Here is a 25,337-nt window from a genome sequence, read left to right as displayed (position 1 = left end):
CGGGCCGACGCGCCCGGCCGATGATCGGGAACGCCTGTCGAGCGGGCGGACTAGGCTGCGTTCATGCCAGGAACGGTCGGGCGAGTACCCACGCCAGCAGGCCCGCTGCCGGGCACGGCGGTGCCGGGCACGGCGGCCGTCGCCGGCCACCCCCGCTGGGGTGCCACAGCGCTCGGCCCGTACGAGTCGTGGGACCCCGCCGTCCGGGCGACCGCTGAGGTGGTGCTCGGCTCGCCGGCTCCGATGGCCCTGCACCTCGGCGCCGAGTTGCTGCTGCTCTACAACGAGGCGTACGCCGAACTGATCGGCGACCGGCATCCCCACGCCGTGGCCCGGCCGGCCGCCGAGGTCTTCGCCGAGGTGTGGCAGCGTCCCGGGATCGGTGACGTGATCGAGCACGCCTACCGCACCGGCACCCCCCTGCTGGACAAGGAGATCCCGCTCCCGCTGCACCATGCCGCCGGCGCCCTCGACCAGCCCGTCTACACCCGGGCGTGCTCCCCCGTACGCGACAGCCGGGGCCGGGTCGTCGGCGTCCTGTCCGTGGTCGCCGAGACCAGCCCGGCGACCCGTCAGTTGCAGGGCCTCAGCGACTTCGCCGCCGCCCTCTCCGGCACCCTCACCCTGGACGACGTGGCCCGGGTCGCCCTGCGCTATGCGATCACCTCGTTCGACGCCGACCGGGTCTCCTTCGCCGTCGACGACGGGGGCGGTGCCGCCGGATGGCGGATGGTCCGACGGGTCCGGGGCGAGTTGGTGGACGAAGCGGACGAGCGGCTGCCCCCGTTGTGGCGGCGGGGTCCGGCCGGCTGGTCGGCCCCGGCGGTGGTCAGCGCCCGCACCGGACAGGCCACCTTCATCGACGACGGCGAGCCGTTGCACGAGATCGCTGTCGACCGGCACGACCAGAAGATCCGCGCCCTGGCGGCGGTACCGCTGCGGGCCTCGGTGGTCCGGGGGGCGCTGACCGTCGGCTACCGCTCGGCGCATCCGTGGTCGGCGGCGGAGCGGGCGCTGCTGGCCGCCTCCGCCGAGCTGATCGGGCAGGCGACCGAGCGGGCCCGCCGGTTCGAGACCCAGCACGGCACCGCCCAACTGCTGCAACGCAGCATGTTGCCGGAGAACCTGCCGGTTCTGCCCCGGCTGCGGATCGCCGCCCGGTACGACCCGGGCGTCGACGGAAACGCCGCGGGCGGGGACTTCTACGACGCGTTCGTGCTGCCCACCGGCGAACTGGGGGTGGTTCTCGGTGACGTCGCCGGCCACGACGTGCAGGCCGCCGCCCGGATGGGTCAGGTACGCGCCGCGCTGCGCGCGCTGGCGCTCAACGACCCCCGCCCCGACCAGGTGCTCACCGGGCTCGACCGCCTGGTGGGCAGCCTCGGCGCCGAGGCCGGCACGTACGAGTTGTTCGTCACCGTGGCGTTCGGCGTCATCGACGTCGGCCGGGAGGAGCTGACCCTGGCCAGCGCCGGGCATCCGGCGCCGCTGGTGCGTCGCTGTGCCCCGTCCGGCGAGCCGAGGGCCGAGTACGTCGACGTGCCCTCCGGCGCCCCGTTGGGGGTCGGATACCGCGCCGCGACGCGTACCGTCGCCTTCTCCCCCGGCGACACGCTGCTGCTGTTCAGCGACGGTGTGGTGGAACGACGCCGGCGCGGGCTGTCGGACGGCCTGGCCCGCCTGGCGGAGTCGGTGGCCGGCGCCCCCAGTGGCGACCCGAGGTCGTTGTGCGGGGTCGCCTCCGCCGCCGTGCCCGGCGCGACCGAGGACGACGTGGCGGTGCTCGCCGTCGAGTACGCGTTGCGTCCGAGCCGGTCGGCGCGGATGGAGGTACCCGCCGAGCCGACCGCGCCGAGCCGGGTGCGGCACTGGATGACGGCCCAGCTCACCGAGTGGGAGGTGGCCGAGTCGGTGATCGGCGCGGCGGTACTGTGCACGAGCGAACTGACCACAAACGCGTTGCTGCACGCGGGCACCGCCGCCCGGGTGGAGGTCGACCTGAGCCCTGAGCGCCTGCTCGTGTCGGTGGCCGACTCGGGCTCCCGGGGTACGGTGACCCGGGCCCGCACGGAGACGCTGAGCAGCCGGGGGCGGGGGTTGGGCCTGATCGAGGAGCTGAGCGACGCCTGGGGCACCGACCCCACGGTCCGCGGCTCGACGGTCTGGTTCGAGATCCTGCTTCCGCCCACCTGAGCACCCGGCCCGGGGCCCACCCCGCCCGCTGTCGAACACGAGTTGCCACCCCGTTGACACATCCTCGGATTACCGGGACCTCGGCGGGGGCACGTTCTGCGCCACCTGTCCTTCAGGGGCGGCGGGGCGAGGGGCGGTCTGGTGGACACGTTCGACGTGGCATTCGCGGTGGTGGGTGTGGCTGCCCTGCTCGCTGGCATCCTGCCGAGGCTGCTGGAAAGGCGACCATTGTCGATGCCTTTGGCGTTCCTCGGTCTCGGGATGCTGATCTACGCGCTGCCCATCGGCCTGCCCGTGCCCGATCCCCTGACCCAGCGGACGCTCGCCACCCACCTGACCGAGATCTGCGTGATCGTCGCGTTGATGGGCGCCGGCCTGAAAATCGACCGTCCGTTGAGCTGGCAGCGCTGGTCGTCGACGTGGCGGCTGCTGGTCGTGGCCATGCCGCTGTGCATCGTCGCCGTCGCACTGCTCGGGTGGTGGTGGGCGGGTCTGGTACCAGCCAGCGCCTTGCTGCTCGCCGCGGCACTGGCACCCACCGATCCGGTACTCGCAAGTGACGTCCAGGTCGGCGAGCCCAACGCCGATGAGGATGCCGAGGACGAGGTTCGGTTCGCGCTCACCTCGGAGGCCGGGCTGAACGACGGCCTGGCGTTCCCGTTCGTCTACGCGGCGATCGCGATCGCGGGCGCCGGCCTCGCCCCCGGCGACTGGCTGGTCCGCTGGATCACGTTCGACCTGCTCTACAAGGTCGGGGCGGGGGTGATCGGTGGGCTCGTGATCGGCTGGCTGCTCGGGAAACTCTTCTTCCGGGCGCCCAGCGAGTTGCGCCTGGCCCGGCACGCGGAGGGATTCCTGGCGCTCGCCGCCACCTTCCTGGCGTACGGGCTGGTGGAGGTGGCCGGCGGCTACGGCTTCCTGGCGGTCTTCGTGGCAGCCCGCGCCATTCGGGCGGCGGAGCGGAGCCACGAGTACCACGCGGTCCTGCACGACTTCGCCGAGCAGGTGGAACGGCTGCTCACCGTGTTGATGCTGTTGTTGCTGGGCGGTGCGGTGATCGGTGGTCTGCTGGCTGAGCTGACCTGGCCCGCAGCACTCGTCGGCCTGGCTCTGGTGTTCCTGGTCCGACCGCTCATCGGCTGGCTGGCACTGCGCGGCGCGCCGGGACGGCCAGCGGAGCACCTGGTGATCGCCGCCTTCGGCATCCGGGGCATCGGCTCCTTCTACTACCTGGCCTATGCCACCACGAAGGCGGATTTTCCCCAGGCGGAGCTGGTCTGGGCCACCACCGCCCTGGTGGTGATCGTCTCCGTGGTGACGCACGGCATCGCGGCGACCCCGGTCATGCGGCTGCTGGACGCATCTGGTCAGCGGACCAGGACGTCCACCCCGGATGGCTATCCCACAGCCGTCGTGGCCTGGTCGACGACCCGGGTGGCGGCCGACCGGGTCCGTCAGGTCAGTCGGCGGGCCAGGGCCCGGCCCAGGTCGCGACCGGAGCGCCAGGCGGTCTGCACCCGGGGTTCGCCGAACGCGTCACCGGCCAACCCGATGCCGTCGTCGTCGAGATGGAAGCCGGTGTCCGGGCCACCTCCGTCGGCCGGTCTGGCATACGTCCACCTGTGCACGTGCACCTGCTCCGCCGGGTCGGCCAGGGCGAGCAGGTCGCGCACGGCCGCCTCGATCTCCGGCCCGGCCGCGGTGGGTTGGGCCAGGTGCCCGGCCGCGAACGTGTCGGTGGTGTGCGCGACCAGGACAGCGTCGCCGTCGCCGCGCCGGTCACCGTCGTCGCAGACCAGGGTGAGCAGTGAGTGGTCGTTGACGAACGCGCCCCGGAACTCGGTCCACCGCCGGCTGGGGAACCGCAGCATCGCCGCAAGTGTCGGCGACCACCGTTGCCGTCCCACCGCCTCGGTGGCGGCGACGAGTTCCGGGTCGAGCAGCAACGCGGCCTGTGGGCCGGGCGTCGCCAGCACCACCGCCGCGTGTTCCTCGCCGTCCACTGTCGGTCCCGGCCCGACCCCGAGCACCAGCCGGTTCACCACCACCGGCAGGTCCCGGGCGAGATGTTCGACAAGCGAGCGCAGTCCGCGCGGTGCCGCCCACCGCATCGGCCCGCGAACCTCGCGGCGGCCCCCACCGTCGTACGCGACGAAGGTGTCGGTCCACTCCCGGGCCAGGCCGGCGGTCTGCCAGCCGCGCACCACCTCGGCGAATTCGGGATCGCTCACCGTGAAGTAGGCCGCGCCGAGGTCGGCGGGCCGGCCGTCGAAGCGCCGGCTGGCCATCCGGCCACCGACCACCCGTCCCCGCTCCCGGATCTGGACCGGGACGCCGGCGTCGGACAGCTCCCGGGCGCAGGCCACACCGGCGATGCCGGCACCGATCACCACCACGCCGGAACGGTCAGCACGCATCCCGTGATCGTAGAGTGGCGGACCGCCACCGGGCGACGTCGTGGCCCGCACATCGCTGGATACTTCCGGAAGGTCTTCACAAGCCGGCAATCGGCCCGTTACCTTGTCGGACATGTGGGAGCGCTTCCACGCACTTTCTTCGATGGGTACGAGGAGCAGACCATGAGAACCCGAAGCACGTTCGCTCTGGTCGGCGTCGTGGCGACGGCACTGACCGTGGCCGGCAGCGTCGGCCTGGGCGCGCTGCGCCCCGCGCCCGCCGCGGCCGCCGACTCCGCCTTCTACGTCGACCCGCAGACCAGCGCCGCCCGCTGGGTGGCGGCCAACCCGAACGACTCCAAGACCGCGGTGATCCGGGACCGGATCGCCAGCGTGCCCCAGCCCCGCTGGTACACCACCACGAACACCTCGACCGTACGCGCCGAGGTGGACTCCTTCGTCGGCGCGGCAGCCGCCGCCGGCAAGATCCCGATCCTGGTGGTCTACAACATCCCCAACCGTGACTGCAGCAACCACAGCGCGGGCGGCGCGCCGAACCACTCGGCCTACCGGCAGTGGGTGGACCAGGTCGCCGCGGGCCTCGGCGGTCGCCCGGCCAGCATCATCCTGGAGCCCGACGTGCTCCCCATCATGAGCAGCTGCATGAACGAGAGCCAGCAGGCCGAGGTCCGGGCCTCGATGGCGTACGCCGGCAAGGCGCTCAAGCGGGGTTCGTCGGCGGCGAAGGTCTACTTCGACATCGGCCACGGCGGCTGGCTCTCCGCCGGTGAGGCCGCCGCCCGGCTGAACGCCGCCGACATCGCCAACAGCGCCGACGGCATCTCGGTGAACGTGTCGAACTACCGGCGCACCGCCGACGAGGTCTCGTACGCCAAGCAGATCATCGCGGCCACCGGCAACTCCCGGCTGAAGGCGGTCGTCGACACCAGCCGCAACGGCAACGGTCCGGCCGGCTCCGAGTGGTGCGACCCGCCGGGACGCGCGATCGGCACCCCGAGCACCACGAACACCGGTGACTCCGCCATCGACGCGTTCCTCTGGGTGAAGCTGCCGGGCGAGGCGGACGGCTGCATCGCGGCAGCGGGCCAGTTCGTGCCGCAGCGGGCGTACGACCTGGCCATCGCGGCCGGCCCGGTGCCGACCACGGCGCCGCCGACGACCGCGCCGCCGACCACCGCGCCGCCCACCACCGCACCGCCCACCACCGCGCCGCCGACCACCAACCCGCCCGGCGGAGGCTGCTCGGTGACGTTCACCCCGAACACGTGGACCGGTGGCTTCACCGCCGAGATCCGGGTGACCAACCGCGGCTCGGCGCTGAACGGCTGGAACCTCACCTTCAACGTCGCCTCCGGGGTACGGCTGAGCAACGGCTGGAACGGTGAGTGGAGCCAGTCCGGAAACCAGATCACCGTCCGCAACGCCCCCTGGAACGGCAACCTGTCCAGCGGTGGCACGCTCAGCGTCGGTTTCCAGGGCACGTACACGGGCAGCAGCCTGTCCGCACCGAGCGGTTACAGCCTGAACGGCACCGCCTGCGCCTGATCCCCTGACCCGTCCCGGGGCCCCCGGCCACCACCCGTACCTGTGGTGGCCGGGGGCCCACCCCTGTCCGACCCGCACCGGTCCCGCCGCGCCACGGTGACAGCGGCGGCGCGGGGCCGGCGAGCCGGACGTCGCCGGGGTGTTACCGCCGCGCCGCCGCGGGAAGGCGGCTGATGACGAAGGAGGAGACAGATGACCACACAGTCGAACCCCTCGGCCTGGCAGCCGGGTGTGACCGGCGGCGGCACGCTCCCGTCGGGCCCCGGCGGTCGTCCGGCGGCTCCCAGTGGCGACGGGAACGGGCCGCAGACCGGGCCGCCGACCGTGACGATCGGCGCGTTCCCGGACTATCCGGCCGCCCAGCGGGTGGTGGACCACCTCGCCGACAACAGGTTCCCGGTGGAGCGCACAGCCATCGTGGGCACCGACCTGACCCTTGTGGAGACGGTGCTGGGCCGGCTGACCACGGCCCGCGCGGCGCTCGTCGGAGCCGGTACGGGTGCCTGGTTCGGTCTGTTCATCGGCCTGTTGTTCGGCATCTTCACCGTCGGAAACTGGGTGGCGGTGATCCTCGCCGGTCTGGTCATCGGTGCGCTCTGGGGTGCCGTCTTCGGTGCCGTCGCGCACGCGATGACCGGCGGGCAGCGGGACTTCACCTCCGCCAGTTCGCTGCGGGCCAGCCAGTACGCGGTAACCGTGGAGGCCGACGTGGCCGACCAGGCCCGCCAGTTGCTCGCCCGGCTGAACCTGGGTGGGCGCGCGCCACAGACAGCGAGCTGACACCGCGTGAGACTCGGGCGGTCCCGCTGGGCGCGGGGCCGCCCGCTGCCGCGATGCCGGTCAGTCGGAGGCGAGGCGGGCGTGCAGGTGCTCGTCGTAGCGACGACCGTCGCCGTAGCGGTACGACTGGCGCAAGGTGCCCTCGGCCAGGAAGCCGGCGCGCTCGGCGACCCGGCAGGACGCCGGGTTGGCCACCGCGTGGCAGAGTTCGATCCGCTCCAACTCGAGGTGGGCGAAGGCCCATCCGCTGAGCCGTACGACCGCCGCCGTGGCGACCCCTCGGCCACGGGCGGCGGGCACGGTCCAGTAACCGATCGAGGCGTCGCCTGCGTGAATGCGGTGCAGCGAGACCGAGCCGAGCAGGGTCTCCGGATCGGTCGGGTCGACCACCGCCAACGACACGTGCCCGCCGCCGGACCAGTCGGCCCGCCAGCGTAGCCAGCGCAGGGCGGCGTCGAGGTCGAACGAGTCGCCCTGCGGGTTCCACTGGGCGATCGCCGGATCACGCCAGGCGTCCAGGACGGCGGGTGCGTCCGTGTCCCGCCAGGGACGCAGCAGCAGGCCGGGAGCGGTCAGTTCCACGGCGGCAGAGTCTCACACCGCCGGTGCCGGGCACCCACCGGACACCTCCCGGAGCCGATCCGGTAGACGTCCTTCAAAGCTTCACCACCGATGCCGAAGGCTTCCCCACCGCTCCACTTCGCGCACGACAGGGGCTCTTTGTTCAAATTTTGAAGAGGTGCTACCGTTGCGGCGTGACCGAGCGCCTGGACCGCGACCGCCTGACCGCCTGGCGGACGTACATCGAGGCCAGTCAGCGGTTGTTCACCCGGCTGGAGGACGATCTGCGGGCCGCCAGCGGGCTCAGCTTCGCCGACTACCACGTGCTGGTGCTGCTCTCCGAGGTGCCCGGGCAGCGACTACGGATGGGTGAGCTGGCCGACCGCCTGGTCTTCTCACCCAGCCGGCTGACCTATCAGGTCTCCTCCATGCAACGGCGGGGCCTGGTCGCGCGCCAACCCTGCCCCCAGGACGGGCGGGGCAGCGAGGCGGTGCTCACCGCCGCCGGGCTGCTGGCGCTGCGGGAGGCCGCACCACACCACCTGCGATCCGTGCGTACCCATCTCATGGACGACCTTGACGACGCCGAGGTCGCCGTACTGAACAGGATCTTCACTCGGCTCGGCCGACGGCTGCGAGGGGCCGACGGCGACGACGCCACCCCCGGCGACACCTGAAGGAGCTCCGATGCCCGCCATCACCGTCGACAACGTCCTCGTCCTGCCCCGGCTGCCCCGACTGGACGAGTCCACCGCGTTCCGGCCGGTCCGCCGGCTCACCACCGCGCCCAGCGGGTTCGAGGGCGAGGGTTTCCCGGTACGCAAGGCATTCGCCGGGGTGCCGATGAGCGAGCTGGACCCGTTCATCATGCTCGACCAGATGGGCGAGGTTGACTACGCCCCGGGCGAGCCGAAGGGCACCTCCTGGCACCCGCACCGGGGCTTCGAGACCGTCACCTACATCATCGACGGGATCTTCGACCACCAGGACAGCCACGGCGGCGGCGGCACCATCACCAACGGTGACACCCAGTGGATGACCGCCGGTAGCGGCCTGCTGCACATCGAGGCCCCGCCGGAGCACCTGGTGGTCAGCGGTGGGCTGTTCCACGGCACCCAGTTGTGGGTGAACCTGCCCCGGGACGCCAAGATGAGCCCACCGAAGTACCAGGACATCCGCGGTAACCAGGCGGCGCTGCTCACCACCCCGGACGGTGGCGCGCTGATCCGGGTGATCGCCGGTGAGATCGCCGGCCACCAGGGGCCTGGTTCCACGTACACCCCGATCACCGTCACCCACGTGACTGTCGAGCCCGGGGCGCAGGTCGACCTGCCCTGGCGGCCCGACTTCAACGCGCTTGTGTACGTGCTCGGCGGTCGAGGCACTGTCGGCGCCAACGGGCGCGGCGTACGCACCGGTCAGCTGGCCGTGCACGGGCCGGGCGACGCGTTGCGGTTCAAGGCCAACGCCCGCCAGGACAGCCGCACCCCGACCCTGGACCTCTACATCATGGGCGGCCTGCCGATCCGGGAGCCGGTGGCACACTACGGGCCGTTCGTGATGAACACCCGCGACGAGCTGATCCAGGCGTTCGAGGACTTCCAGGCCGGCCGACTCGGTGTGATCCCGGCGGAGCGACTGCCGCACACCGGCGGCCAGGGCGAGCGTCCCTGACCAACAACTGTGCGCAGGGGGCGGCTCCGGTTCCGGGGCCGCCCTGCCCGGCTCAGGAGACGGCGAAGATGCCGGCCAGGCCGAGCAGGACCATCACCAGTACGGTCAACAGCGCCCCCCGCTCCCCCTCCACCGCCTGCTCGCGGTTTTCGGTCACGGAGTTCGTCGGCTCGCCGGACATGCTGCGGCTCCCTCGCTGCTCGGGGTGGGGTCGGTCACCGTCACCCGACAGCTCACCGGCGTGCGAGCCCGACCCTGGGTTCGTATCGTGAGGACGTGAACGACCTCTCCGAGGGCGGGAGCGTGCCGCTGCAGGACTGGTTCCTCACCGCACCGGAACGCGCCAACCCGGTCTCTGAGTTACCCGTCTGGACAAGCGGAAACCTCGCCGAGCCGCTGATTCACGGTGCCGCGTACTTCGACCGTCTGGTCACCGAGGTGAAGGAGCTGGGCGCCGGCGACCACCTCTTCTTCGCCGACTGGCGGGGTGACCCGGACGAGCGGCTGCGCCCGGACGGGCCGACTGTCGCCCAGCTGTTCGCCCGCGCCGCTGAGCGCGGCGTGGTGGTCAAGGGTTTGATCTGGCGCTCACACCTGGACGTGTTGTCCTACAGCCACGAGGAGAACCGCAACCTCAGCGAGGCGGTTTCCGCCGCCGGCGGCGAGGTGCTGCTCGACCAGCGGGTCCGGCGAGGCGGATCGCACCACCAGAAGCTTGTCGTGCTGCGCCGCCCGGCCGCCCCCGACCGGGACATCGCCTTCGTCGGCGGCATCGACCTGTGCCACAGCCGCCGCGACGACGACACGCACCACGGCGACCCGCAGGCGGTACGGATGGCCGCCGCCTACGGTGACCATCCGCCCTGGCACGACGTGCAGCTCGCGCTGCGGGGGCCGGTGGTGGGCGCGCTGGACACCACGTTCCGCGAGCGGTGGACCGACCCGATGCCGCTGGACTCGGAGAACCCGCTCGCCTATCTGCGCGACCGGCTCCGCGGCAGCGACCTCTCGCCCGGGTCGCTGCCGGAGCAACCTGCCGATCCGCCGGTCTGCGGGCCGCACCACGTTCAGGTGTTGCGCACCTATCCGGCGGTCCGGCCCCGGTACTCGTTCGCCCCGGACGGCGAGCGCACGGTGGCCCGGGGCTACACCAAGGCGGTACGTCGGGCCCGTCGGCTGATCTACCTGGAGGACCAGTACCTCTGGTCCACCGAGGTGGCCGACCTCTTCGCCGCGGCGCTGCGCGACAATCCGGAGCTGCACCTGGTCGCGGTGGTACCCCGTCATCCCGACGTGGACGGCCGGCTGGCCCTGCCACCGAACACCGTCGGTCGCGAGCAGGCGCTGGCCCTGTGCGAGCGGGCCGCCGCCGGGCGGGTGCACGTCTTCGACGTGGAGAACCAGGCCGGCACGCCTGTCTACGTGCACGCCAAGGCATGCGTGGTCGACGACGTGTGGGCCTGTGTCGGCAGCGACAACTTCAACAGGCGGTCCTGGACCCACGACAGCGAGCTGTCCTGCGCGGTGCTTGACGAGACTCCTGACGGCCGCCACCCACTCGATCCGGCCGGTCAGGGCGACGGGGCGCGGCGGTTCGCCCGGGAGCTACGCCTGCGCCTGCTCCGCGAGCACCTGGACCGTGATCCGGACGGCGGCGACGACGCGGACCTGATCGACCCGGACGACGCGGTCGCCGCGATCACCGCCGCGGCGGAGGCGTTGCAGCGCTGGCACGACGGCGGAAAGGTGGGCCCACGCCCGCCCGGCCGGCTGCGCCCACACCGCACCCGGCGACTGCCCTGGTGGACCCGGGCCTGGGCGCTGCCGGTGTACCGCCTGGTCTACGACCCCGACGGCAGACCGCTGCGCGCCCGCCGGTCCGGCACCTGGTAACCCGGTTCCACCTGGCCGAGCACCGTCAGCCCGCCCGGGTACGCGAACGAGGAGCGCGGTGAGTAGTAGCCCCAGGCGATGGTGAGCGGGTTCTCCGGGCGCAACGCGTACACCGGGTGGTCCGGATCGAGGAACTCGACCGACTCGATCTCGAACGAGTTGGACGGTTCGGCCACCACCGGGTAGATGCTGCTGATCAGTTGACCGTGCAGCTCGGTCAGATAGCGGTGGTGGCCGTTGTGCACCGCGTGCCCGGTGTCGCCGACCCGCACCTGGGCCCGGATCACCGGCACGCCGTCGATACCGGTCTCGGTGACGATGGTGTCGCCCTGCTCGGTGATGCTGGTCCGGCCGGACACCGCCGGCGCGCCCCGGGCCAGGGCATAGCCGCGTACCCGCTCGCTGGACGTGACGTAGTCGGTCCACCAGCCGCCCGGGGTCACCCCGTCCGGCGCGTCCATGCCGACGAGCGTGACGCCGAGATAGGTCAGGGAGTACGAGCCGAAGCCGGAGGTCTGGCTCGCGTCGTCCACCACGTACTGGTTCATGAAGACTTCCCGGTCCGGGTGGGGTCGCAGCCCCGGGGGAACGAGCGACGCCACCGCGTCCGGATCCGCCGGCAGCCAGCTGAAGTACAGCGTCCGGCAGTTCACGACGAGGTGGGGAACGGCAGGATCGAGCACGGCACCTCCGGATCAGGGATGTACCCGCGACGCTAGGCCCAGTCCCGTTCACGGGACAACGACGGATTGGTGACACTCCGCTTGCCCTCTGCGGCGGACATCGTCCGTTCGGCGTCCTGCCGCCCTCGCACAGCCTGGGAGCGAGAGTCGTTCGGACATCTGGGACTGGTCCGATTGGTCATTCCGTCGGCGCATCCGTGACGATCTCCCTGCCATCGGCCCGCCACACTGCACCGCTTTGTCGCTTTCCTGCCCAGAAATAACGTAAGTACATCGTCCGTTCGGCTAGATTTCTGGGAGACGATCGGGCTAAGGTGACTCCCGAACGTACTAACAGAACTAACCAAAGCGTCACGTCTATATCCGCGGACGAGGTGCAGGGAGGACCACCATGACCGCGTCAACGATCACCGAATCGGCGACCACCTCGGCAACCACCGCCCCGAAGCTCGACCCGCGCTCGCTCACCGACAGCGCCGCCGAGCTGCTGAACGCCATGGCCGCGCTGCCGGCCGGGCACCCGTCCCGGGCCGCGCTGCGCGACCGGGCGATCGAGGCCTGGTTGCCGCTGGCCAACCACCTCGCCCACCGCTACAGCGGTCGGGGCGAGCCCACCGACGATCTCGCGCAGACCGCCGCCGTCGGCCTCATCAAGGCCATCGACAAGTTCGACCCCTCCCGTGGGGTCGACTTCGCCGGCTACGCGATCCCCACGATCATCGGCGAGCTGAAGCGGCACTTCCGCGACCGGACGTGGGACATCCGGGTACCCCGGCGGTTGCAGGAGCTGCGGCTGGCCATCTCCGACGCCAACAGCTCCCTGCTGCAGACCCTGGGCCGCTCCCCGACGGTCGCCGACATCGCCGCCCACCTCAAGCTCACCGAGGAAGAGGTGCTGGAGGGCCTGGAAGGCGCCCGCGCGTACAACGCGGTGTCGCTGTCCACCCCGACCGGTGACGGCGACCGCGCGACCGAGCTGGGCGACATGCTCGGCGGTGAGGACAGCGAGTTCGAGCTGGCCGAGCTGCGGGTGGCGCTGGGCCCGGCGCTGGCCACGCTCGACGAGCGGGAGCAGAAGATTCTCACGCTGCGGTTCTACGGCAACCTGACGCAGTCGCAGATCGCCGAGCAGATCGGCGTCTCGCAGATGCACGTGTCCCGGCTGCTGGCCCGGGCCCTGACGAAGCTGCGGGGGCAGCTCGACGGTACGTACTAGACCCGCTGAGGGGTGGTGTTGGTGGCCGGGCCCGTCGGGCCCGGCCACCATCGTGTGCGGGCCGGCTCAGCCGGCGACGGGCTCCCGCCACATGGGCCAGAACGGCGTACCGTCGGGCAACCGGAACGGCTCGGCGACCCGGTAGCCGTGCCGCGCGTACAGGTCGCGGCTGGTCTCGCTGCTCGCCTCCAGGTACGCCGGCATGCCGTTGGCGTCCAGCCAGGCGTGATGGTGGCGCAGCAGCGCGGTGCCGACACCCTGGCCCTGGCGGTCCGGACGCACCGCCAGCAGCGCCAGATGGTGATGGTCGGCATGCGGATGGTTGGCCGCGAACAACTCGTCCAGGTGCACGAAGTTCGGGGTCCACTCCCCGCACGCCGAGGCCAGCCGGGCGTCGTAGTCCTCAGGCGGTGGCAGCGGTTCGCCGACCGACGGCAGCCAGACCGCCACCCCGGTGCGATCCTCGGTGCCGAACACCAGACCGTGCCGCAGGGCGTGCTCGACGATGATCTCGAAGTTCCCGGCCAGCACCGCCTCCCGCTTGGCCTCGTCCGGGACCAGCCAGCGGGGCTGGTCCAGCACCATGAACGCCTCGGCGATCCGCGCGGCGACCCAGCGCGCGTCGCCCTCGCCGAGCTGACCGATCTCCGGCCGGGTCACCGCCGCGCCTCCGCCGTCGGTACCGGCTCGGTGACCGGCGAGGGGGTCACGACGGCCGCCGCGCTCTCCGCGCCGAGGCCGATCCGGGCGTACGTGTCAGGGCGCCGTCGCCGCAGCGACAGGCCCCACAGCCCGCCCAGCAGCGCCGCCACCGGGTAGGCCACCGGAATCGCCCAGCGCAGCGGCGAGTCCGGCTCGACCCCGAGCAGGTTGGCGAAGTTCTGCACCGCCAGGACGATGATCGCGACCAGCGCGATGGCGGCGATGCCGGGCGCGATCGCCCGCCGCCACAGCGTCTCCCGCTCACCGCTGCGGGCGAAGTACGCGATGATCGCGACCGCGGTGGTGGCGATCATCAACAGCACGCCGAAGCCACCGCTGGTGCCCAGCCAGAAGAACAGCTGCAGGACCGGGTCCCAGCCGTTCACCGCGTACAGGATGATCACCACCAGGCCGAGCGCGCTCTGCGCCAGCGAGGCGGCCCGGGGCGCGCCGGTGGTCGGTGAGGTCCGCCCGAACACCGCCGGCAGCACCCGCTCCCGGCCCAGCGCGAAGGTGTAGCGCGCGGTGGTGTTGTGGAACGAGATCATCGCGGCCAGCACCGAGGTCAGGAAGAGCGCCTGCCCGATGGTCAGGACGGTGTCACCCAGATGCGCCCCGGCCAGGTTGAAGATCAGTTCGACGCTCTGGGTGCCGGCCTCCTCGACGATCCGGTCCGGTCCGACGGCCACCGTCATGCTCCACGAGGAGAGCGCGTAGACCACCGCGATGATCGCCACGGACAGGTACGTGGCCATCGGCACCGTACGCCTGGGGTCCTTGCTCTCCTCGCTGAACACCACAGCTGCCTCGAAACCGACGAAGCCGAGGATCGCCAGCACCAGCACCGCGCCGAGCCCCGGCACGAAGAAGTTCTCCGGCGAGAACGCGGCGAAGCTCATGCCGCCGGCGGCCGGGTTGCCCAACTGGCCGAGGTCGAACACCACGATGATGGCGATCTCGGCGCAGAGCAGCGCCGCCAGCACCATGCCGTTGATGTCCACCCGGAGCAGGCCCAGCATCGCCACCAGCGCCCAGGCCACAAGCGCCACGACCCACCACTGCGGGGTGATCCCGAACAGCCGGTCCAGCACCGGTGCCGCCGCCGCGCCGATGGTGCCGTAGAGCCCGACCTGAAGGGCGTTGTAGGCGATCAGAGCCACCCAGGCCGTGCCCACCCCGGCCGGGCGGCCCAGCCCACGGGCCACGTACGCGTAGAAGGCACCGGCGTTGGCCATCCGACGGGCCATCGCCACGTAGCCGACGGAGAACACCGCGAGGACCGCGGCCACCGCCAGGAAGGCAAGCGGAATGCCGAGCACTCCGATGACCCCGTAGCCGGTGGTGACCACACCGGCGACCACTGTCAGCGGGGCCGCCGCGGAGAGGACGAAGAAGATCACCGAGGGTACGCCGAGCCGGCCACGGGCCAGCGCCTCGGAGACGTTGCTCGGTCGTTCGGTTGTCGCTGTCGAGGACATGTACTGCTCCGGTCTGAGGGGAAGGGGGTGTACCGGGTCAGGGGGCGCCGCGCAGCACCGCCGCACCGACGGCGGCCTCGGTGTGCGCCACGAGTTCCTTCAGCGGGGCCGGCAGAGCCGGGATGATCAGATTGAGTCGGTGGTGTGCGCGCGGACCAGCGCTCCACAGCACCTCTCGGGTCAGCCCGGCGGCGGCGACCAGCCCGAGCAGCGTCCCGTCGGGCACGCTCGGCGGCTCGGCCCGCTCCAGCAGCGCCCGCAGCCGGGTGGCCGGCCAGGCCACCACGTTGAGGTCGATCGGCTGGTAGGTGACGCTGGTCCGGAGCAGCCGCCGGCTCTCCTGCCGCCGCAGCACGCCGGCCCGGGACAGCCGTTCCCCGACCGAGGTCACCGAGGTCTGGGCGAGGAAGCTGAGCCAGGTCCGTACCGACTGGTGCTGTGCCTCGCCGACCAACTGGTCCAACACGGTGTGCGCCAACGCGTCAGCCGGAGGTCGACGGTCGATCACGCCGACCTGGCCGGCGGTGACCGTGATGTGTCCATAGAGGATCAGCTCGCCGAGGAGTCCCCCGGCCAGCCCGAGGCTGGTCGCCGCCGGGTGCAGCTTCGCCTTGCCCCGGGTGTCGTTGTGCGCGATCAGAAAGAACTCGTCGGCGGTGAGCACACGTCCTCCCGAGCCGGCCGTCCACAGTGATCGCTAACCGGGAAAGGATGCACCGAGCGCAACTGCAACGCAACTCCCGTTTTCGGCAGTTGCACTCCGTGGTGGTGCGACCTGCGCCTTTTCCCGTGACAGACTCGGAGGGTGACCGCGAGCCCCACCGTCCGACGCCGCCGTATCGCCCGCGAACTACGCCAGTTGCGGGAACGTGCCGGGATGACCCTGGATGTCGCCGCCCGGCAGCTGGACATGTCCAAGAGCAACCTGTCGCGCATCGAGAACGCGCAGATCGGCATCAAGCCCCGCGATGTCCGAGCCGCGCTCGCGCTGTACCAGGTCACTGGGAACGACGCCGAGGCGCTCATCGAGATCGCCCGGGGCGCCCAGCAACGTGGCTGGTGGCAGCACTACAGCGACGTGCTCCCGGACTGGTTCGAGTTCTACGTCGGACTGGAGGCCGAGGCCGCCACCCTGCGCACGTACGAAGCCGAGGCGGTGCCAGGTCTGTTGCAGACCGAGGCGTACGCCCGTGAGGTGTACCGGCTCACCGCCGGCGAGGACGATCTGGACCGCAAGGTGGCTGCCCGGCTACGCCGGCAGGATGTGCTGCGCGGCGACGATCCGGTGGAGCTGTCGGTCGTGCTGAACGAGGCGGTATTACTACGCCCTGTCAGCGACCGCAGCGTCATGGCGGGGCAGACGGCCCACCTGGAGACCATCGCTCAACTACCGAACGTCACTATCCAGGTACTTCCCTTCAACGTCGGCGGGCATCCGGCGATGAACTCGCCGTACGTGCTCCTCACCTTCGCCGACGCGGCCGACGCGGCCGTCGTCTACCTGGAAAATCTCTCCACCGGCCTGGCACTGGAGGAGGCCGCGCAAGTGCGCTCGTATAGCCTTGTGCACGAGAGGCTGTGCAGTCTGGCACTCGATCCAGCGGCGTCCCTGATCCGCCTGAAGGAAGCTTCTCGCTACTTTACGTGACCGCTGCATCGCGGTCACTGTCGGTATCGACGAAGGGATCGCGATGACCGCGCTCGACCTGTCCCGGGCGGAGTGGCGCACCAGCACGCGCAGTGTGGGCAATGGCAACTGCGTCGAGGTGGCCACCGTCGACTGTGGAGTCGCGGTACGGGACAGCAAGGACCGTCGCGGCCCCGTGCTGACCTTCCCCCCGTCGACCTGGCGCAGCTTCGTCGCCAGCGTCCACAGTCGCGACCGGTTCTCCCGGCACGACCTCCAGAGCTCCCCTCAGACCCGTCACCATCTGTGACCTACAGATCCACCCACGGCAGGTTACTGTCCGCGACCACGATACCTCCCACCCTCGTTCCCTCCCTCCGCGCTTTGCTCTGCTTCAACCCACGCACTCCCCCTCTGAGCTGCTGAGGTACTGACGTCTGCCCGACGCATCGGCAGACCGACTGTCGCGGAACGTAACCGTTGCGTGGGTTGAAGCAGAGCAAAGGTGGCGAGGGAGTTCATGGTTGGACCCCCGCGCGGCTACGAGATGTGACGGCGTACCTGGGCCAACGACGGCCGAGCGCACCTGGCGGCAGCGCACAGGGACAGGGGCACGGGGCGGAGCAGGCGCGGTGCGAGACTGGAGGCGTGCTCTCCGAGGTGGCAATTGACCTGCCGGTCCGGCCGGTGCTGCCGACGCTTGTGGCGGCGCTGCGCTCGGCGGGCAGCGCGGTCCTGGTCGCCCCGCCGGGCACCGGTAAGACCACCCTCGCCCCGCTCGCCGTGGCCGAGGCGGTGGCCGGGCGGGTGATCGTCGCCCAGCCCCGTCGGGTGGCAGCCCGGGCGGCCGCCCGACGGATGGCGGACCTGCTCGGCGAGCCGGTCGGTGGTCGGATCGGCTACGCGGTCCGGGGTGAGCGGCGGGCCGGACCCCGTACCCGGGTGGAGGTGGTGACCACCGGTCTGCTGGTCCGCCGGTTGCACCACGACCCGGAGTTGGCCGGCGTCGACGCGGTGCTGCTCGACGAGATCCATGAACGTCAGCTCGACGCCGATCTGGCGCTCGCCTTCAGTGTGGAGTCCCGGGCCGCGCTGCGTCCCGAGTTGTGGCTGCTGGCCATGTCGGCGACGCCGGAGGCGGACCGTTTCGCCGCCCTGATCGGCGGTCCGGCGCCGGCGCCCGTGGTTCGGGCGTCGTCGGCGCTGCATCCGGTGACTCGCATCTGGGCACCACCGACCCGGCCCGTGCCACCGCCCGGCGCGGGACCGGTGGACCGGGTACTGCTCGACCACGTCGCGGCCACCGTCCGGCGGGCGCTGCGCGAGCAGGACGGTGATCTGCTGGTCTTCCTGCCCGGCGTGGGTGAGATCACCGCCGTCGCCGGCCGGCTGGTAGACCTGCGCGACAGCGTCGACGTGCTACGCCTGCACGGCCGCCAGAGCGGCGCTGAGCAGGACGCCGCGCTGCGGGCGGGAGAACGCCGGCGGGTCGTGCTGGCCACGGCGGTGGCGGAGAGCAGCCTGACCGTGCCGGGCGTACGGACGGTGGTGGACGCGGGCCTGTCCCGGGTCGCTCGGCTGGACCTGGCTCGAGGGCTGGGCGCGCTGGTCACCGTGCCGGTGTCCCGCGCGGCGGCGACGCAGCGAGCCGGCCGGGCCGGTCGGGAGGCGTCGGGTCAGGTGTACCGCTGCTGGTCGCCGGGAGTGCACGAGCGGCTGCCCGCGCAGCCGGAACCGGAAATCGCCACCGCTGACCTGACCGGCTTCGCCCTGGAACTCGCCGCCTGGGGCGCACCCGGCGGAGCCGGGCTCGCGCTTCCCGATCCGCCTCCGGCGGCGGCGATGGCTGTGGCGTCCGAGACCCTGAGCGCACTCGGCGCGATCGACGCGGACGGGCGGATCACCGAGCGGGGCCGGGCCGTCGTCGCCGCCGGAGCGCATCCCCGGCTCGCCCGCGCCCTGCTCGACGGGGCCGACCGGGTGGGTGCCGACCGCGCCGCGCAGGTGATGGCGTTGCTCGCCGAGTCGACGGTTGTCGGGGCCGGCGACGATCTCGCTGCCGCCTGGCGTCGGTTGCGCGCCGGCACCGACCCGGGCGCCACCGCCCGCTGGCGAGCGGAGGTACGCCGGCTGCGCGCCGCCCTGCCCGACCGACCGCAGCGCCCCGAGGGGCCAGGCGAACCAGACGAGCGGAATGGACGGCGTGGGCATCGGCCGGTCGGCGATCAGCAAGCATGGTTGCCCGATGACCTCGCCGCGGGGCTGCTGGTCGGGTTGGCGTACCCGGAACGGCTGGCCCGGGCGCGCCGGGCGGGCGGTTCGGCGTACCTGATGAGCGGCGGGACCGCGGCGGAGCTGCCGCCCGGGTCGGGGCTGGTGGGCGTCGAATGGTTGGCCATCGCGGTGGCCGACCGTGCTCCGGGCGCACCGGCCGCCCGGATCCGGCTCGCCGCTGTCATCGACGAGGCGACCGCCCGCGAGGTGGCCGGCCCGTTGCTCCGCACTCAGCGGGAGATCGGGTGGTCGGGTGGGGACGTGGTGGCCCGGGAGGTGCTCCGGTTGGGCGCCATCGGGCTGACCGACCGACCACTGGCTCGACCCGACCGGGACGAGGTGGCCGCCGCCCTGCTGACCGGGCTGCGCGACACCGGCCTCGATCTGCTGACCTGGACGCCGGGCGCCAGTGCGCTGCGGGAGCGGCTGGCGTTCTGCCGGTACGCACTCGGCGACGACTGGCCCGACGTCTCCGACGAGGCGCTGCTGGCCGGCGCGCCGCACTGGCTGGGGCCGGAGCTGGCACACGCCCGACGCCGGGCCGACCTGGCCCGGATCGACGTGGCCGGTGCGCTACGCCGGCTGCTGCCCTGGCCGCTGGCCGGACGGCTGGACGAACTGGCGCCGGAGCGAATCACGGTGCCCAGCGGTTCGCGGATCCGGGTCGACTACGCCGACCCGACCGCGCCGGTCCTCGCGGTCCGGCTTCAGGAGACCTTCGGTTGGCCGGAGGCGCCCCGGGTCGGTGGTGGGCGGGTGCCGGTGCTGCTGCACCTGCTCTCCCCGGCGGGACGACCGGTGGCGGTCACCGCCGACCTCGCCTCGTTCTGGCGCTCCGGCTACCGCCAGGTCCGCGCCGAGCTGCGCGGACGCTATCCGCGCCACCCCTGGCCGGAGGACCCCACCACTGCCGCGCCGACCCGGCGGGCCGGGCGGCGCTCCTGAGTGCTCACGGCTCGTCGACCACGTCGGCGATGACGACTGTGATGTTGTCCGGTCCCCCGGCCTGCAACGCCAGATCGATGAGTCTGCGCCCGCAGGCGTCCCGCTCCGGCTGGCTGGCCAGTACCTCGGCCAGGGTGTCGGCGCGGACGACGTTTGACAACCCGTCGCTGCACAGCAGCCAGCGGTCGCCGGCCCGGGGCACCATCGTCGCGTACGTCGGGGAGACGTCGTCGCCCTGCAACGCCTGAGTCACCACGGCCCGGCGGGGATGGCTGCCGGCCTGGTCGGGAGTGATCAGCCCCTGGTCGACGAGCATCTGCACGAAGGTGTCGTCCCGGGTGATCTGCTTGAGCACCCCGTCCCGGAACAGGTAGGCCCGGGAGTCACCGACGTGGGCCAGCGCCAGGCAGCTGCCGGTACGCGCGAACAGCAGTGCGGTGAGCGTGGTGCCCATCCCCTGCCGCTGGGGATCCTCGGCGACCGCCTGGCGGATCCGCTCGGTGGCCAGCCGGATGCCGTTCTGCAGCGCGGCGACCAGCACGTCCTCCGGCGTCTCCACGTCCAGCGGCGCCACCGCCCCGATGGCGATGGCGCTGGCCAGATCCCCGGCGGCCATGCCGCCCATGCCGTCGGCGACGGCGACCAGCCAGGTGCCGGAGTGCAACGCGTCCTGGTTTCCGCTACGGATCAGCCCACGGTCGCTCGTCCCGGCGGAACGCAGCTTCAGGGTCATGGCACGCAGCCTGCCAGGAGTAGGGCGCGGTTGTCTCTAGGAGATCAGGACCAGCCGGCGTGGCGCGGTGAATCTCACTGACGGTGAACATGAATTCTCATCGGATGCGATCGATTGACATGTCCTGCGAGCCCTGGAAACATGCCCGATACCTGGGAGCGCTCCCAGGTTCGTACCCCCACTTCGCCAGTTCCGTCCCGCTCGTCGGAAGGACTCCCCCGTGACGCCATCCCGACGTCGCCTCGCGGTGCTCGCCGCAGCGACCGCCGTGGCGCTGGTCGGTGTTAGTGCCGGCACCGCTTTCGCCGATCCACCCGCAGACGCCCCCGAACAGATCCGCAACGGTGACTTCAGCGAGGGATCGTCGCCCTGGTTCTCCTACGGCACCAACTCCCTCGATGTGGTCGACGGCCAGCTCTGCGCCACTGTGTCCGCCGGCCTGGCCAACCCCTGGGACGCCGGCATCGGTCACGACGCGCTTCCGCTGATCGCCGGCGCCGAGTACACCCTCGGCTTCGACGTCACCTCCGCCCCCGGTGGCCCGGTGGCCGCCGTGCTGCAACTCGGCAGCGAGCCCTACACCGGCTACTACTCGGTCACCGCCGCCGCGACTCCGACCCAGCAGCGCGTCGAGCGCACCTTCGTCGCCCCGACCGACGACAGCCGCGCCCAGCTGATCTTCCAGATCGGCGGTAGCGCCGAGGCGCGGACCGTCTGCCTGGACAACATCTCGCTGCGCGGCGGCAACCCGCCCGAGCCGTACGTGCCGGACACCGGCCCCCGGGTCCGGGTGAACCAGGTCGGCTACCTGCCGGGCGGGCCGAAGAACGCCACGGTGGTCACCGAGGCCACCGAGGCGCTGCCCTGGCAGCTGCACTCCGCCTCCGGTGCCGTGCTGGCCAGCGGCACCACCACTCCCCGCGGGGTCGACGAGGCGTCGGCACAGAACGTGCACTCGGTGGACTTCTCCTCGTACCGCACGCCGGGGCAGGGGCTGACGCTGGCCGTCGACGGCGAGGTCAGCCACCCGTTCGACATCTCCGGCACGCTCTACGACCAGTTGCGGTCGGACGCGTTGCAGTTCTTCTACATCCAGCGCAGCGGCATCGAGATCGACGGTGACCTGGTCGGCGAGGAGTACGCACGCCCCGCCGGACACCTGGGCGTCGCGCCGAACCAGGGTGACACCGACGTGCCCTGTGTCGCCGGGACCTGCGACTACCGACTCGACGTGCGCGGCGGCTGGTACGACGCGGGTGACCACGGCAAGTACGTGGTCAACGGCGGCATCGCCACCTACCAGCTGCTGAACAGCTTCGAGCGGACCAAGAACGCCGCCACCGGCGGATTCGGCGCCGACCTCGCTGACGGCACGCTGCGGCTGCCCGAGCGCGACAACGGGGTGCCGGACATCCTCGACGAGGCCCGCTGGGAGCTGGAGTTCCTGCTGCGCATGCAGGTGCCGGCCGGCAAGCCGCTGGCCGGAATGGCCCACCACAAGATCCACGACCGGAACTGGACCGGCCTGCCGATGCAGCCCGAGGACGACCCGGAGCCGCGCGAGCTGCACCCGCCGTCCACCGCCGCCACGTTGAACCTCGCCGCCACGGCCGCCCAGTGCGCCCGACTGTTCGCTCCGTACGACAAGGAGTTCGCGCAGCGCTGCGGCAAGGCGGCGAAGACCGCCTACGCGGCGGCCAAGGCCAACCCGGCCCGGTACGCCCCGTCGACAGGCAACGGCGGTGGCCCGTACGACGACACGAACGTCACCGACGAGTTCTACTGGGCGGCCGCCGAGCTGTACCTGACCACCGGCGAACGCACCTACCTGACCGACCTGACCGCCTCGCCGCACCACACCGGTGACGTCTTCGACCCCCGTGGCTTCGGCTGGCAGAGCGTGGCGGCGCTGGGCCGCCTCGACCTGGCGACCGTGCCGAGCGGGCTGCCGGCGGCCGAGCTGACCCGGATCCGCGCTTCGGTCACCGCCGCCGCCGACAGGTACCTCGCCGAGATCGGCCGGCAGGCGTACGGGCTGCCCATGCCCGGTGACCCGAACAGCTACTTCTGGGGCGGCAACGGCGCCATCATCAACAACGCCGTCGTGCTGGCCACCGCGTTCGACCTGACCGGAGCGGCGAAGTACCGCGACGGCGCGGTGCAGACGATGGACTACATCCTCGGCCGCAACGCGCTGAACATCTCGTACGTCACCGGGTGGGGCGAGCACGCGGCGGAGAACCAGCACAGCCGGATCTTCGGCTTCCAGCTCGACCCGAGCATGCCGAAGCCGCCCGCCGGCTCGATCGCCGGCGGACCGAACGCCGCCCTCCAGGACCCGTTCGTGGAGCAGTTGCTCGAGGGCTGCGCGCCGATGTTCTGCTTCGTCGACGACATCGCCTCGTACTCCACGAACGAGGTGGCCATCAACTGGAACTCGGCGCTGGCCTGGCTCTCCTCGTTCCTGGCCGACCAGGGCGATTCCGGCGCGGTGCCGGCACCCACCTGCTCGGTGTCGTACACCAACTACGGCTCGTGGCAGGGCGGTACCGGCTTCACCGCCCAGGTGAACATCCGCAACACCGGCACCGCCGCGGTGAACGGCTGGACCGCCCGGTTCGCCTTCACCGGTGACGCCAAGGTGCGCGACGCGTGGATGGCCACCGTGACGCAGTCCGGCGCCACGGTGACCGCGAAGAGCGAGTCGTACAACTCGCGGATCAACCCGGGCGGCTCGGTGATGTTCGGCTTCAACGCCACCACCGGCGGCGGCGCCAACCCCGCCCCCAACCTGGTCACGGTCAACGGCGCAGCCTGCACCGTGTCCTGAACCCCGGGTGGGGTGCCGTCGGCGACCGGCGCCCCACCCGGCCCCCAACCCACGAAATGTTCAAGAAGTTCTGGTCCGGTTCCGTCAGGATCCGGACCAGAACTTCTTGATCGTCGGGGCTGGCTGGTCCGGCGGCGTGCGGGAGGATGGGGTGGTGGATGATCTCGACGGGGTGGTGGTGCGCAGCGGTGGGAAGGCGGACGCGGCGGCGGTGCTGCGGCTGCTCGACGACGCGACCGCCTGGCTGGTGAGGCAGGGTCGGACCGGACAGTGGGGCGCGGATCCCGCCTCGACGGATCCCCGCCGCATCGCCCAGGCCGACGTGTGGGCCACCGGCGGCGGGCTGTGGCTGGCCGAGGTGGACGGACGTCCGGTCGGCGCGCTGGTGGTGGGGTCTGCCACCGAGTACGTGCCACCCGCGACCGAACCCGAGCTGTACGTGAACCTGCTGGTCACCGACCGGGCGTCCGCCGGGCGGGGAATCGGTGGGCGGCTACTGGCGCACGCCGCCGACCTGGCCCGGGAACGCGGGGTCGGGCTGCTGCGGGTGGACTGCTACGCCGGCGACGACGGCGCGCTGGTGCGCTGGTACGAACGCCAGGGCTTCACCCCCACCGACCCGTTCACCGTGCCCCGCCCCAACCGTCAGCCCTGGCCCGGCCAGATCCTCACCCGCCCCATCCACCCCCACCCCCAGTCCCCACCCCGCTCGCGTTGATCATGAGGTTAGCGGCAGTTGTCGATCTTAAGGGTGCCGCTAACCTCATGATCAACGGGCCTGTCGGGGTCGGGCGGGTCAGGGGCGGAGTTTGGGGAGGACCTGGTCGGCGAAGGTGTCCAGGAAGGGGATTTGGTCCTGGCCTACGTGGTGCAGGGCGATCTGGTCGAAGCCGAGGTCGACGTACTCCTCCAGCCAGCCGACGTGCCGGCCCAGGTCGGCGGAGATGTTGACCACCTCCGCGAGCCGGGCCATCGGCACCTCGGCGGAGACCACGTCGAAGTGCTCCGGGGTGGCCAGATCCCAGCAGACCGGCGGGGCGAAGACGTTGCTGCGCCACTGGTCGTAGGCGATCGCCTCGGCCTCCGCCTGAGCGGGTGCCCAGCTCAGGTGCACCTGTAGGTGCACCGGTCCACGACCGCCGGCGTCCCGGTAGGCGTCGATCATGCGACGCAGGTGGTCGGTCGGCGCGTTGACAGTGATCAGGCCGTCCGCCCACTCGGCGCACCAGCGGGCCGTGGCGACGCTTACCGCGGCGCCGACGAGTGCCGGCGGCTGTTCCGGGCGGCTCCACAGCTTCGCCCGGTCCACCCGGACCAGACCGTCGTGGCTGACCTCCTCGCCGGCGAGCAGGGCCCGGATGACGTCCACGCACTCGCGCAGCCGGGCGTTGCGGACGTCCTTGCGCGGCCACACCTCCCCGGTGATGTGCTCGTTCGCGGCCTCACCGGAGCCCAGGGCCGCCCAGAACCGGCCCGGATACATGGCGGCGAGGGTGCCGATCGCCTGCGCGATGATCGCCGGGTGGTAGCGCTGCCCGGGCGCGTTGACCACCCCGAACGACAGGCCGGTGGCCTGCAACGCCGACCCGAGCCAGGACCAGGCGAATCCGGAGTGACCCTGGCGCTCGCTCCAGGGGGCGAAGTGGTCCGAGCACATGGCGGCGTCGAAGCCGACCTGCTCGGCGTGGACCACCGCCTCCAGCAGCTCACCCGGGTGGATCTGCTCGTGGGAAGCGTGAAACGCGATCGCCGTCATGCCGCGCTTCACTACCCAGCCGGGCAGCGT

The 25,337-nt window shown here is 71.8% G+C and carries 21 protein-coding genes and 1 pseudogene; 13 read left to right on the top strand and 9 right to left on the bottom strand.

What is annotated here, in order from left to right; genetic code table 11:
* Positions 1-63: 63 nt before the first annotated feature.
* On the top strand, positions 64-2,193 hold the full coding sequence (locus Van01_RS24605) for an ATP-binding SpoIIE family protein phosphatase (protein WP_204012214.1): 2,130 nt from the start codon (positions 64-66) through the stop codon (positions 2,191-2,193).
* A 141-nt stretch (positions 2,194-2,334) separates the two neighbouring features.
* Positions 2,335-3,531, top strand: a pseudogene (locus tag Van01_RS24600) (cation:proton antiporter); the annotation flags it as partial.
* Between the two features lie 116 nt (positions 3,532-3,647).
* Here the strand turns inward: Van01_RS24600 and Van01_RS24595 are convergent.
* Complete coding sequence (locus Van01_RS24595) at positions 3,648-4,589, bottom strand: NAD(P)/FAD-dependent oxidoreductase (RefSeq protein WP_204012308.1); 942 nt, start codon at positions 4,587-4,589, stop codon at positions 3,648-3,650.
* Positions 4,590-4,772: 183 nt separating this feature from the next.
* Between Van01_RS24595 and Van01_RS24590 the strand changes: the two genes are divergently transcribed.
* Together Van01_RS24590 and Van01_RS24585 are read left to right on the top strand one after the other, a co-directional pair.
* On the top strand, positions 4,773-6,155 hold the full coding sequence (locus Van01_RS24590; protein WP_204012209.1) for a glycoside hydrolase family 6 protein: 1,383 nt from the start codon (positions 4,773-4,775) through the stop codon (positions 6,153-6,155).
* Between the two features lie 192 nt (positions 6,156-6,347).
* Positions 6,348-6,935 (top strand): general stress protein, encoded by a 588-nt coding sequence (locus Van01_RS24585; RefSeq protein WP_204012196.1) that lies wholly within the window; start codon positions 6,348-6,350, stop codon positions 6,933-6,935.
* Positions 6,936-6,995: 60 nt separating this feature from the next.
* Here Van01_RS24585 and Van01_RS24580 read toward each other — a convergent pair whose 3' ends face one another.
* Positions 6,996-7,517 carry a GNAT family N-acetyltransferase gene (locus tag Van01_RS24580; protein ID WP_204012195.1) on the bottom strand — a complete coding sequence of 174 codons (522 nt, stop codon included), beginning with the start codon at positions 7,515-7,517 and terminating at the stop codon, positions 6,996-6,998.
* A 173-nt stretch (positions 7,518-7,690) separates the two neighbouring features.
* Here Van01_RS24580 and Van01_RS24575 point away from each other — a divergent pair, with 173 nt between their 5' ends.
* Both Van01_RS24575 and Van01_RS24570 read left to right on the top strand, forming a co-directional pair.
* Positions 7,691-8,173: a MarR family winged helix-turn-helix transcriptional regulator gene (locus Van01_RS24575; RefSeq protein ID WP_204012194.1), complete on the top strand. Its 483-nt coding sequence runs from the start codon at positions 7,691-7,693 to the stop codon at positions 8,171-8,173.
* Positions 8,174-8,183: 10 nt separating this feature from the next.
* A complete protein-coding gene (locus Van01_RS24570) occupies positions 8,184-9,170 on the top strand; it encodes a pirin family protein (RefSeq protein ID WP_204012183.1) in 987 nt (328 codons plus the stop codon).
* A 52-nt stretch (positions 9,171-9,222) separates the two neighbouring features.
* On the opposite strand, the gene Van01_RS33555 is transcribed toward Van01_RS24570, so the two are convergent.
* Positions 9,223-9,351, bottom strand: coding sequence for a hypothetical protein (locus Van01_RS33555; protein WP_275410390.1), 129 nt, complete (start codon positions 9,349-9,351; stop codon positions 9,223-9,225).
* A gap of 122 nt (positions 9,352-9,473) precedes the next feature.
* Here Van01_RS33555 and Van01_RS24565 point away from each other — a divergent pair, with 122 nt between their 5' ends.
* Positions 9,474-11,063: a phospholipase D family protein gene (locus tag Van01_RS24565; RefSeq protein WP_204012303.1), complete on the top strand. Its 1,590-nt coding sequence runs from the start codon at positions 9,474-9,476 to the stop codon at positions 11,061-11,063.
* Here the strand turns inward: Van01_RS24565 and Van01_RS24560 are convergent.
* Positions 11,012-11,746, bottom strand: a complete 735-nt coding sequence (locus tag Van01_RS24560) for an acetoacetate decarboxylase family protein (protein ID WP_204012182.1) — start codon at positions 11,744-11,746, stop codon at positions 11,012-11,014. The genes Van01_RS24565 and Van01_RS24560 overlap by 52 nt on opposite strands.
* A gap of 391 nt (positions 11,747-12,137) precedes the next feature.
* On the opposite strand from Van01_RS24560, the gene Van01_RS24555 reads away from it, so the two are divergent.
* A complete protein-coding gene (locus Van01_RS24555; protein ID WP_204012181.1) occupies positions 12,138-12,962 on the top strand; it encodes a SigB/SigF/SigG family RNA polymerase sigma factor in 825 nt (274 codons plus the stop codon).
* A gap of 66 nt (positions 12,963-13,028) precedes the next feature.
* Here Van01_RS24555 and Van01_RS24550 read toward each other — a convergent pair whose 3' ends face one another.
* Genes Van01_RS24550 through Van01_RS24540 form a run of 3 tightly spaced genes read right to left on the bottom strand, consistent with a single transcriptional unit; the run spans position 13,029 to position 15,806 of the window.
* Positions 13,029-13,622: a GNAT family N-acetyltransferase gene (locus Van01_RS24550; RefSeq protein ID WP_239099271.1), complete on the bottom strand. Its 594-nt coding sequence runs from the start codon at positions 13,620-13,622 to the stop codon at positions 13,029-13,031.
* Positions 13,619-15,142: an APC family permease gene (locus Van01_RS24545; RefSeq protein ID WP_204012180.1), complete on the bottom strand. Its 1,524-nt coding sequence runs from the start codon at positions 15,140-15,142 to the stop codon at positions 13,619-13,621. The genes Van01_RS24550 and Van01_RS24545 overlap by 4 nt, the downstream gene beginning before the upstream one ends.
* 37 nt (positions 15,143-15,179) lie before the next feature.
* Positions 15,180-15,806, bottom strand: a complete 627-nt coding sequence (locus tag Van01_RS24540; RefSeq protein ID WP_204012176.1) for a GOLPH3/VPS74 family protein — start codon at positions 15,804-15,806, stop codon at positions 15,180-15,182.
* 141 nt (positions 15,807-15,947) lie between these two features.
* Between Van01_RS24540 and Van01_RS24535 the strand changes: the two genes are divergently transcribed.
* From Van01_RS24535 to hrpB, 3 genes are all read left to right on the top strand, one after another.
* Positions 15,948-16,790 carry a helix-turn-helix domain-containing protein gene (locus Van01_RS24535; protein WP_204012173.1) on the top strand — a complete coding sequence of 281 codons (843 nt, stop codon included), beginning with the start codon at positions 15,948-15,950 and terminating at the stop codon, positions 16,788-16,790.
* Between the two features lie 43 nt (positions 16,791-16,833).
* Positions 16,834-17,079 (top strand): DUF397 domain-containing protein, encoded by a 246-nt coding sequence (locus Van01_RS24530; protein WP_204012170.1) that lies wholly within the window; start codon positions 16,834-16,836, stop codon positions 17,077-17,079.
* 338 nt (positions 17,080-17,417) lie between these two features.
* Positions 17,418-19,988: an ATP-dependent helicase HrpB gene (gene hrpB / locus Van01_RS24525; RefSeq protein ID WP_204012167.1), complete on the top strand. Its 2,571-nt coding sequence runs from the start codon at positions 17,418-17,420 to the stop codon at positions 19,986-19,988.
* 4 nt (positions 19,989-19,992) lie between these two features.
* On the opposite strand, the gene Van01_RS24520 is transcribed toward hrpB, so the two are convergent.
* Complete coding sequence (locus tag Van01_RS24520; protein WP_204012164.1) at positions 19,993-20,721, bottom strand: PP2C family protein-serine/threonine phosphatase; 729 nt, start codon at positions 20,719-20,721, stop codon at positions 19,993-19,995.
* Positions 20,722-20,941: 220 nt separating this feature from the next.
* Between Van01_RS24520 and Van01_RS24515 the strand changes: the two genes are divergently transcribed.
* Together Van01_RS24515 and Van01_RS24510 are read left to right on the top strand one after the other, a co-directional pair.
* The gene (locus Van01_RS24515; RefSeq protein ID WP_204012161.1) at positions 20,942-23,551 is read left to right on the top strand and encodes a glycoside hydrolase family 9 protein; all 2,610 of its coding nucleotides are present in this window, start codon (positions 20,942-20,944) and stop codon (positions 23,549-23,551) included.
* Positions 23,552-23,705: 154 nt separating this feature from the next.
* Positions 23,706-24,269: a GNAT family N-acetyltransferase gene (locus Van01_RS24510; protein WP_239099270.1), complete on the top strand. Its 564-nt coding sequence runs from the start codon at positions 23,706-23,708 to the stop codon at positions 24,267-24,269.
* Positions 24,270-24,347: 78 nt separating this feature from the next.
* On the opposite strand, the gene Van01_RS24505 is transcribed toward Van01_RS24510, so the two are convergent.
* Positions 24,348-25,307, bottom strand: a complete 960-nt coding sequence (locus tag Van01_RS24505) for a TIGR03885 family FMN-dependent LLM class oxidoreductase (protein ID WP_204012159.1) — start codon at positions 25,305-25,307, stop codon at positions 24,348-24,350.
* Positions 25,308-25,337: the final 30 nt, after the last annotated feature.

This window comes from Micromonospora andamanensis (genome assembly GCF_016863495.1).
Classification (GTDB): domain Bacteria; phylum Actinomycetota; class Actinomycetes; order Mycobacteriales; family Micromonosporaceae; genus Micromonospora; species Micromonospora andamanensis.
Note: the sequence above shows the minus strand (reverse complement) of the source record. Positions and strands in the feature narration are given on the sequence as shown.

What these genes read in the sequence shown, in the direction of transcription:
- Van01_RS24605 (WP_204012214.1), top strand. Translation starts at nt 64, where the DNA reads ATGCCAGGAACGGTCGGGCGAGTACCCACGCCAGCAGGCCCGCTGCCG.
- Van01_RS24590 (WP_204012209.1), top strand. Translation starts at nt 4,773, where the DNA reads ATGAGAACCCGAAGCACGTTCGCTCTGGTCGGCGTCGTGGCGACGGCA.
- Van01_RS24585 (WP_204012196.1), top strand. Translation starts at nt 6,348, where the DNA reads ATGACCACACAGTCGAACCCCTCGGCCTGGCAGCCGGGTGTGACCGGC.
- Van01_RS24570 (WP_204012183.1), top strand. Translation starts at nt 8,184, where the DNA reads ATGCCCGCCATCACCGTCGACAACGTCCTCGTCCTGCCCCGGCTGCCC.
- Van01_RS33555 (WP_275410390.1), bottom strand. Translation starts at nt 9,351, where the DNA reads ATGTCCGGCGAGCCGACGAACTCCGTGACCGAAAACCGCGAGCAGGCG.
- Van01_RS24555 (WP_204012181.1), top strand. Translation starts at nt 12,138, where the DNA reads ATGACCGCGTCAACGATCACCGAATCGGCGACCACCTCGGCAACCACC.
- Van01_RS24545 (WP_204012180.1), bottom strand. Translation starts at nt 15,142, where the DNA reads ATGTCCTCGACAGCGACAACCGAACGACCGAGCAACGTCTCCGAGGCG.
- Van01_RS24530 (WP_204012170.1), top strand. Translation starts at nt 16,834, where the DNA reads ATGACCGCGCTCGACCTGTCCCGGGCGGAGTGGCGCACCAGCACGCGC.
- Van01_RS24520 (WP_204012164.1), bottom strand. Translation starts at nt 20,721, where the DNA reads ATGACCCTGAAGCTGCGTTCCGCCGGGACGAGCGACCGTGGGCTGATC.
- Van01_RS24505 (WP_204012159.1), bottom strand. Translation starts at nt 25,307, where the DNA reads ATGACGGCGATCGCGTTTCACGCTTCCCACGAGCAGATCCACCCGGGT.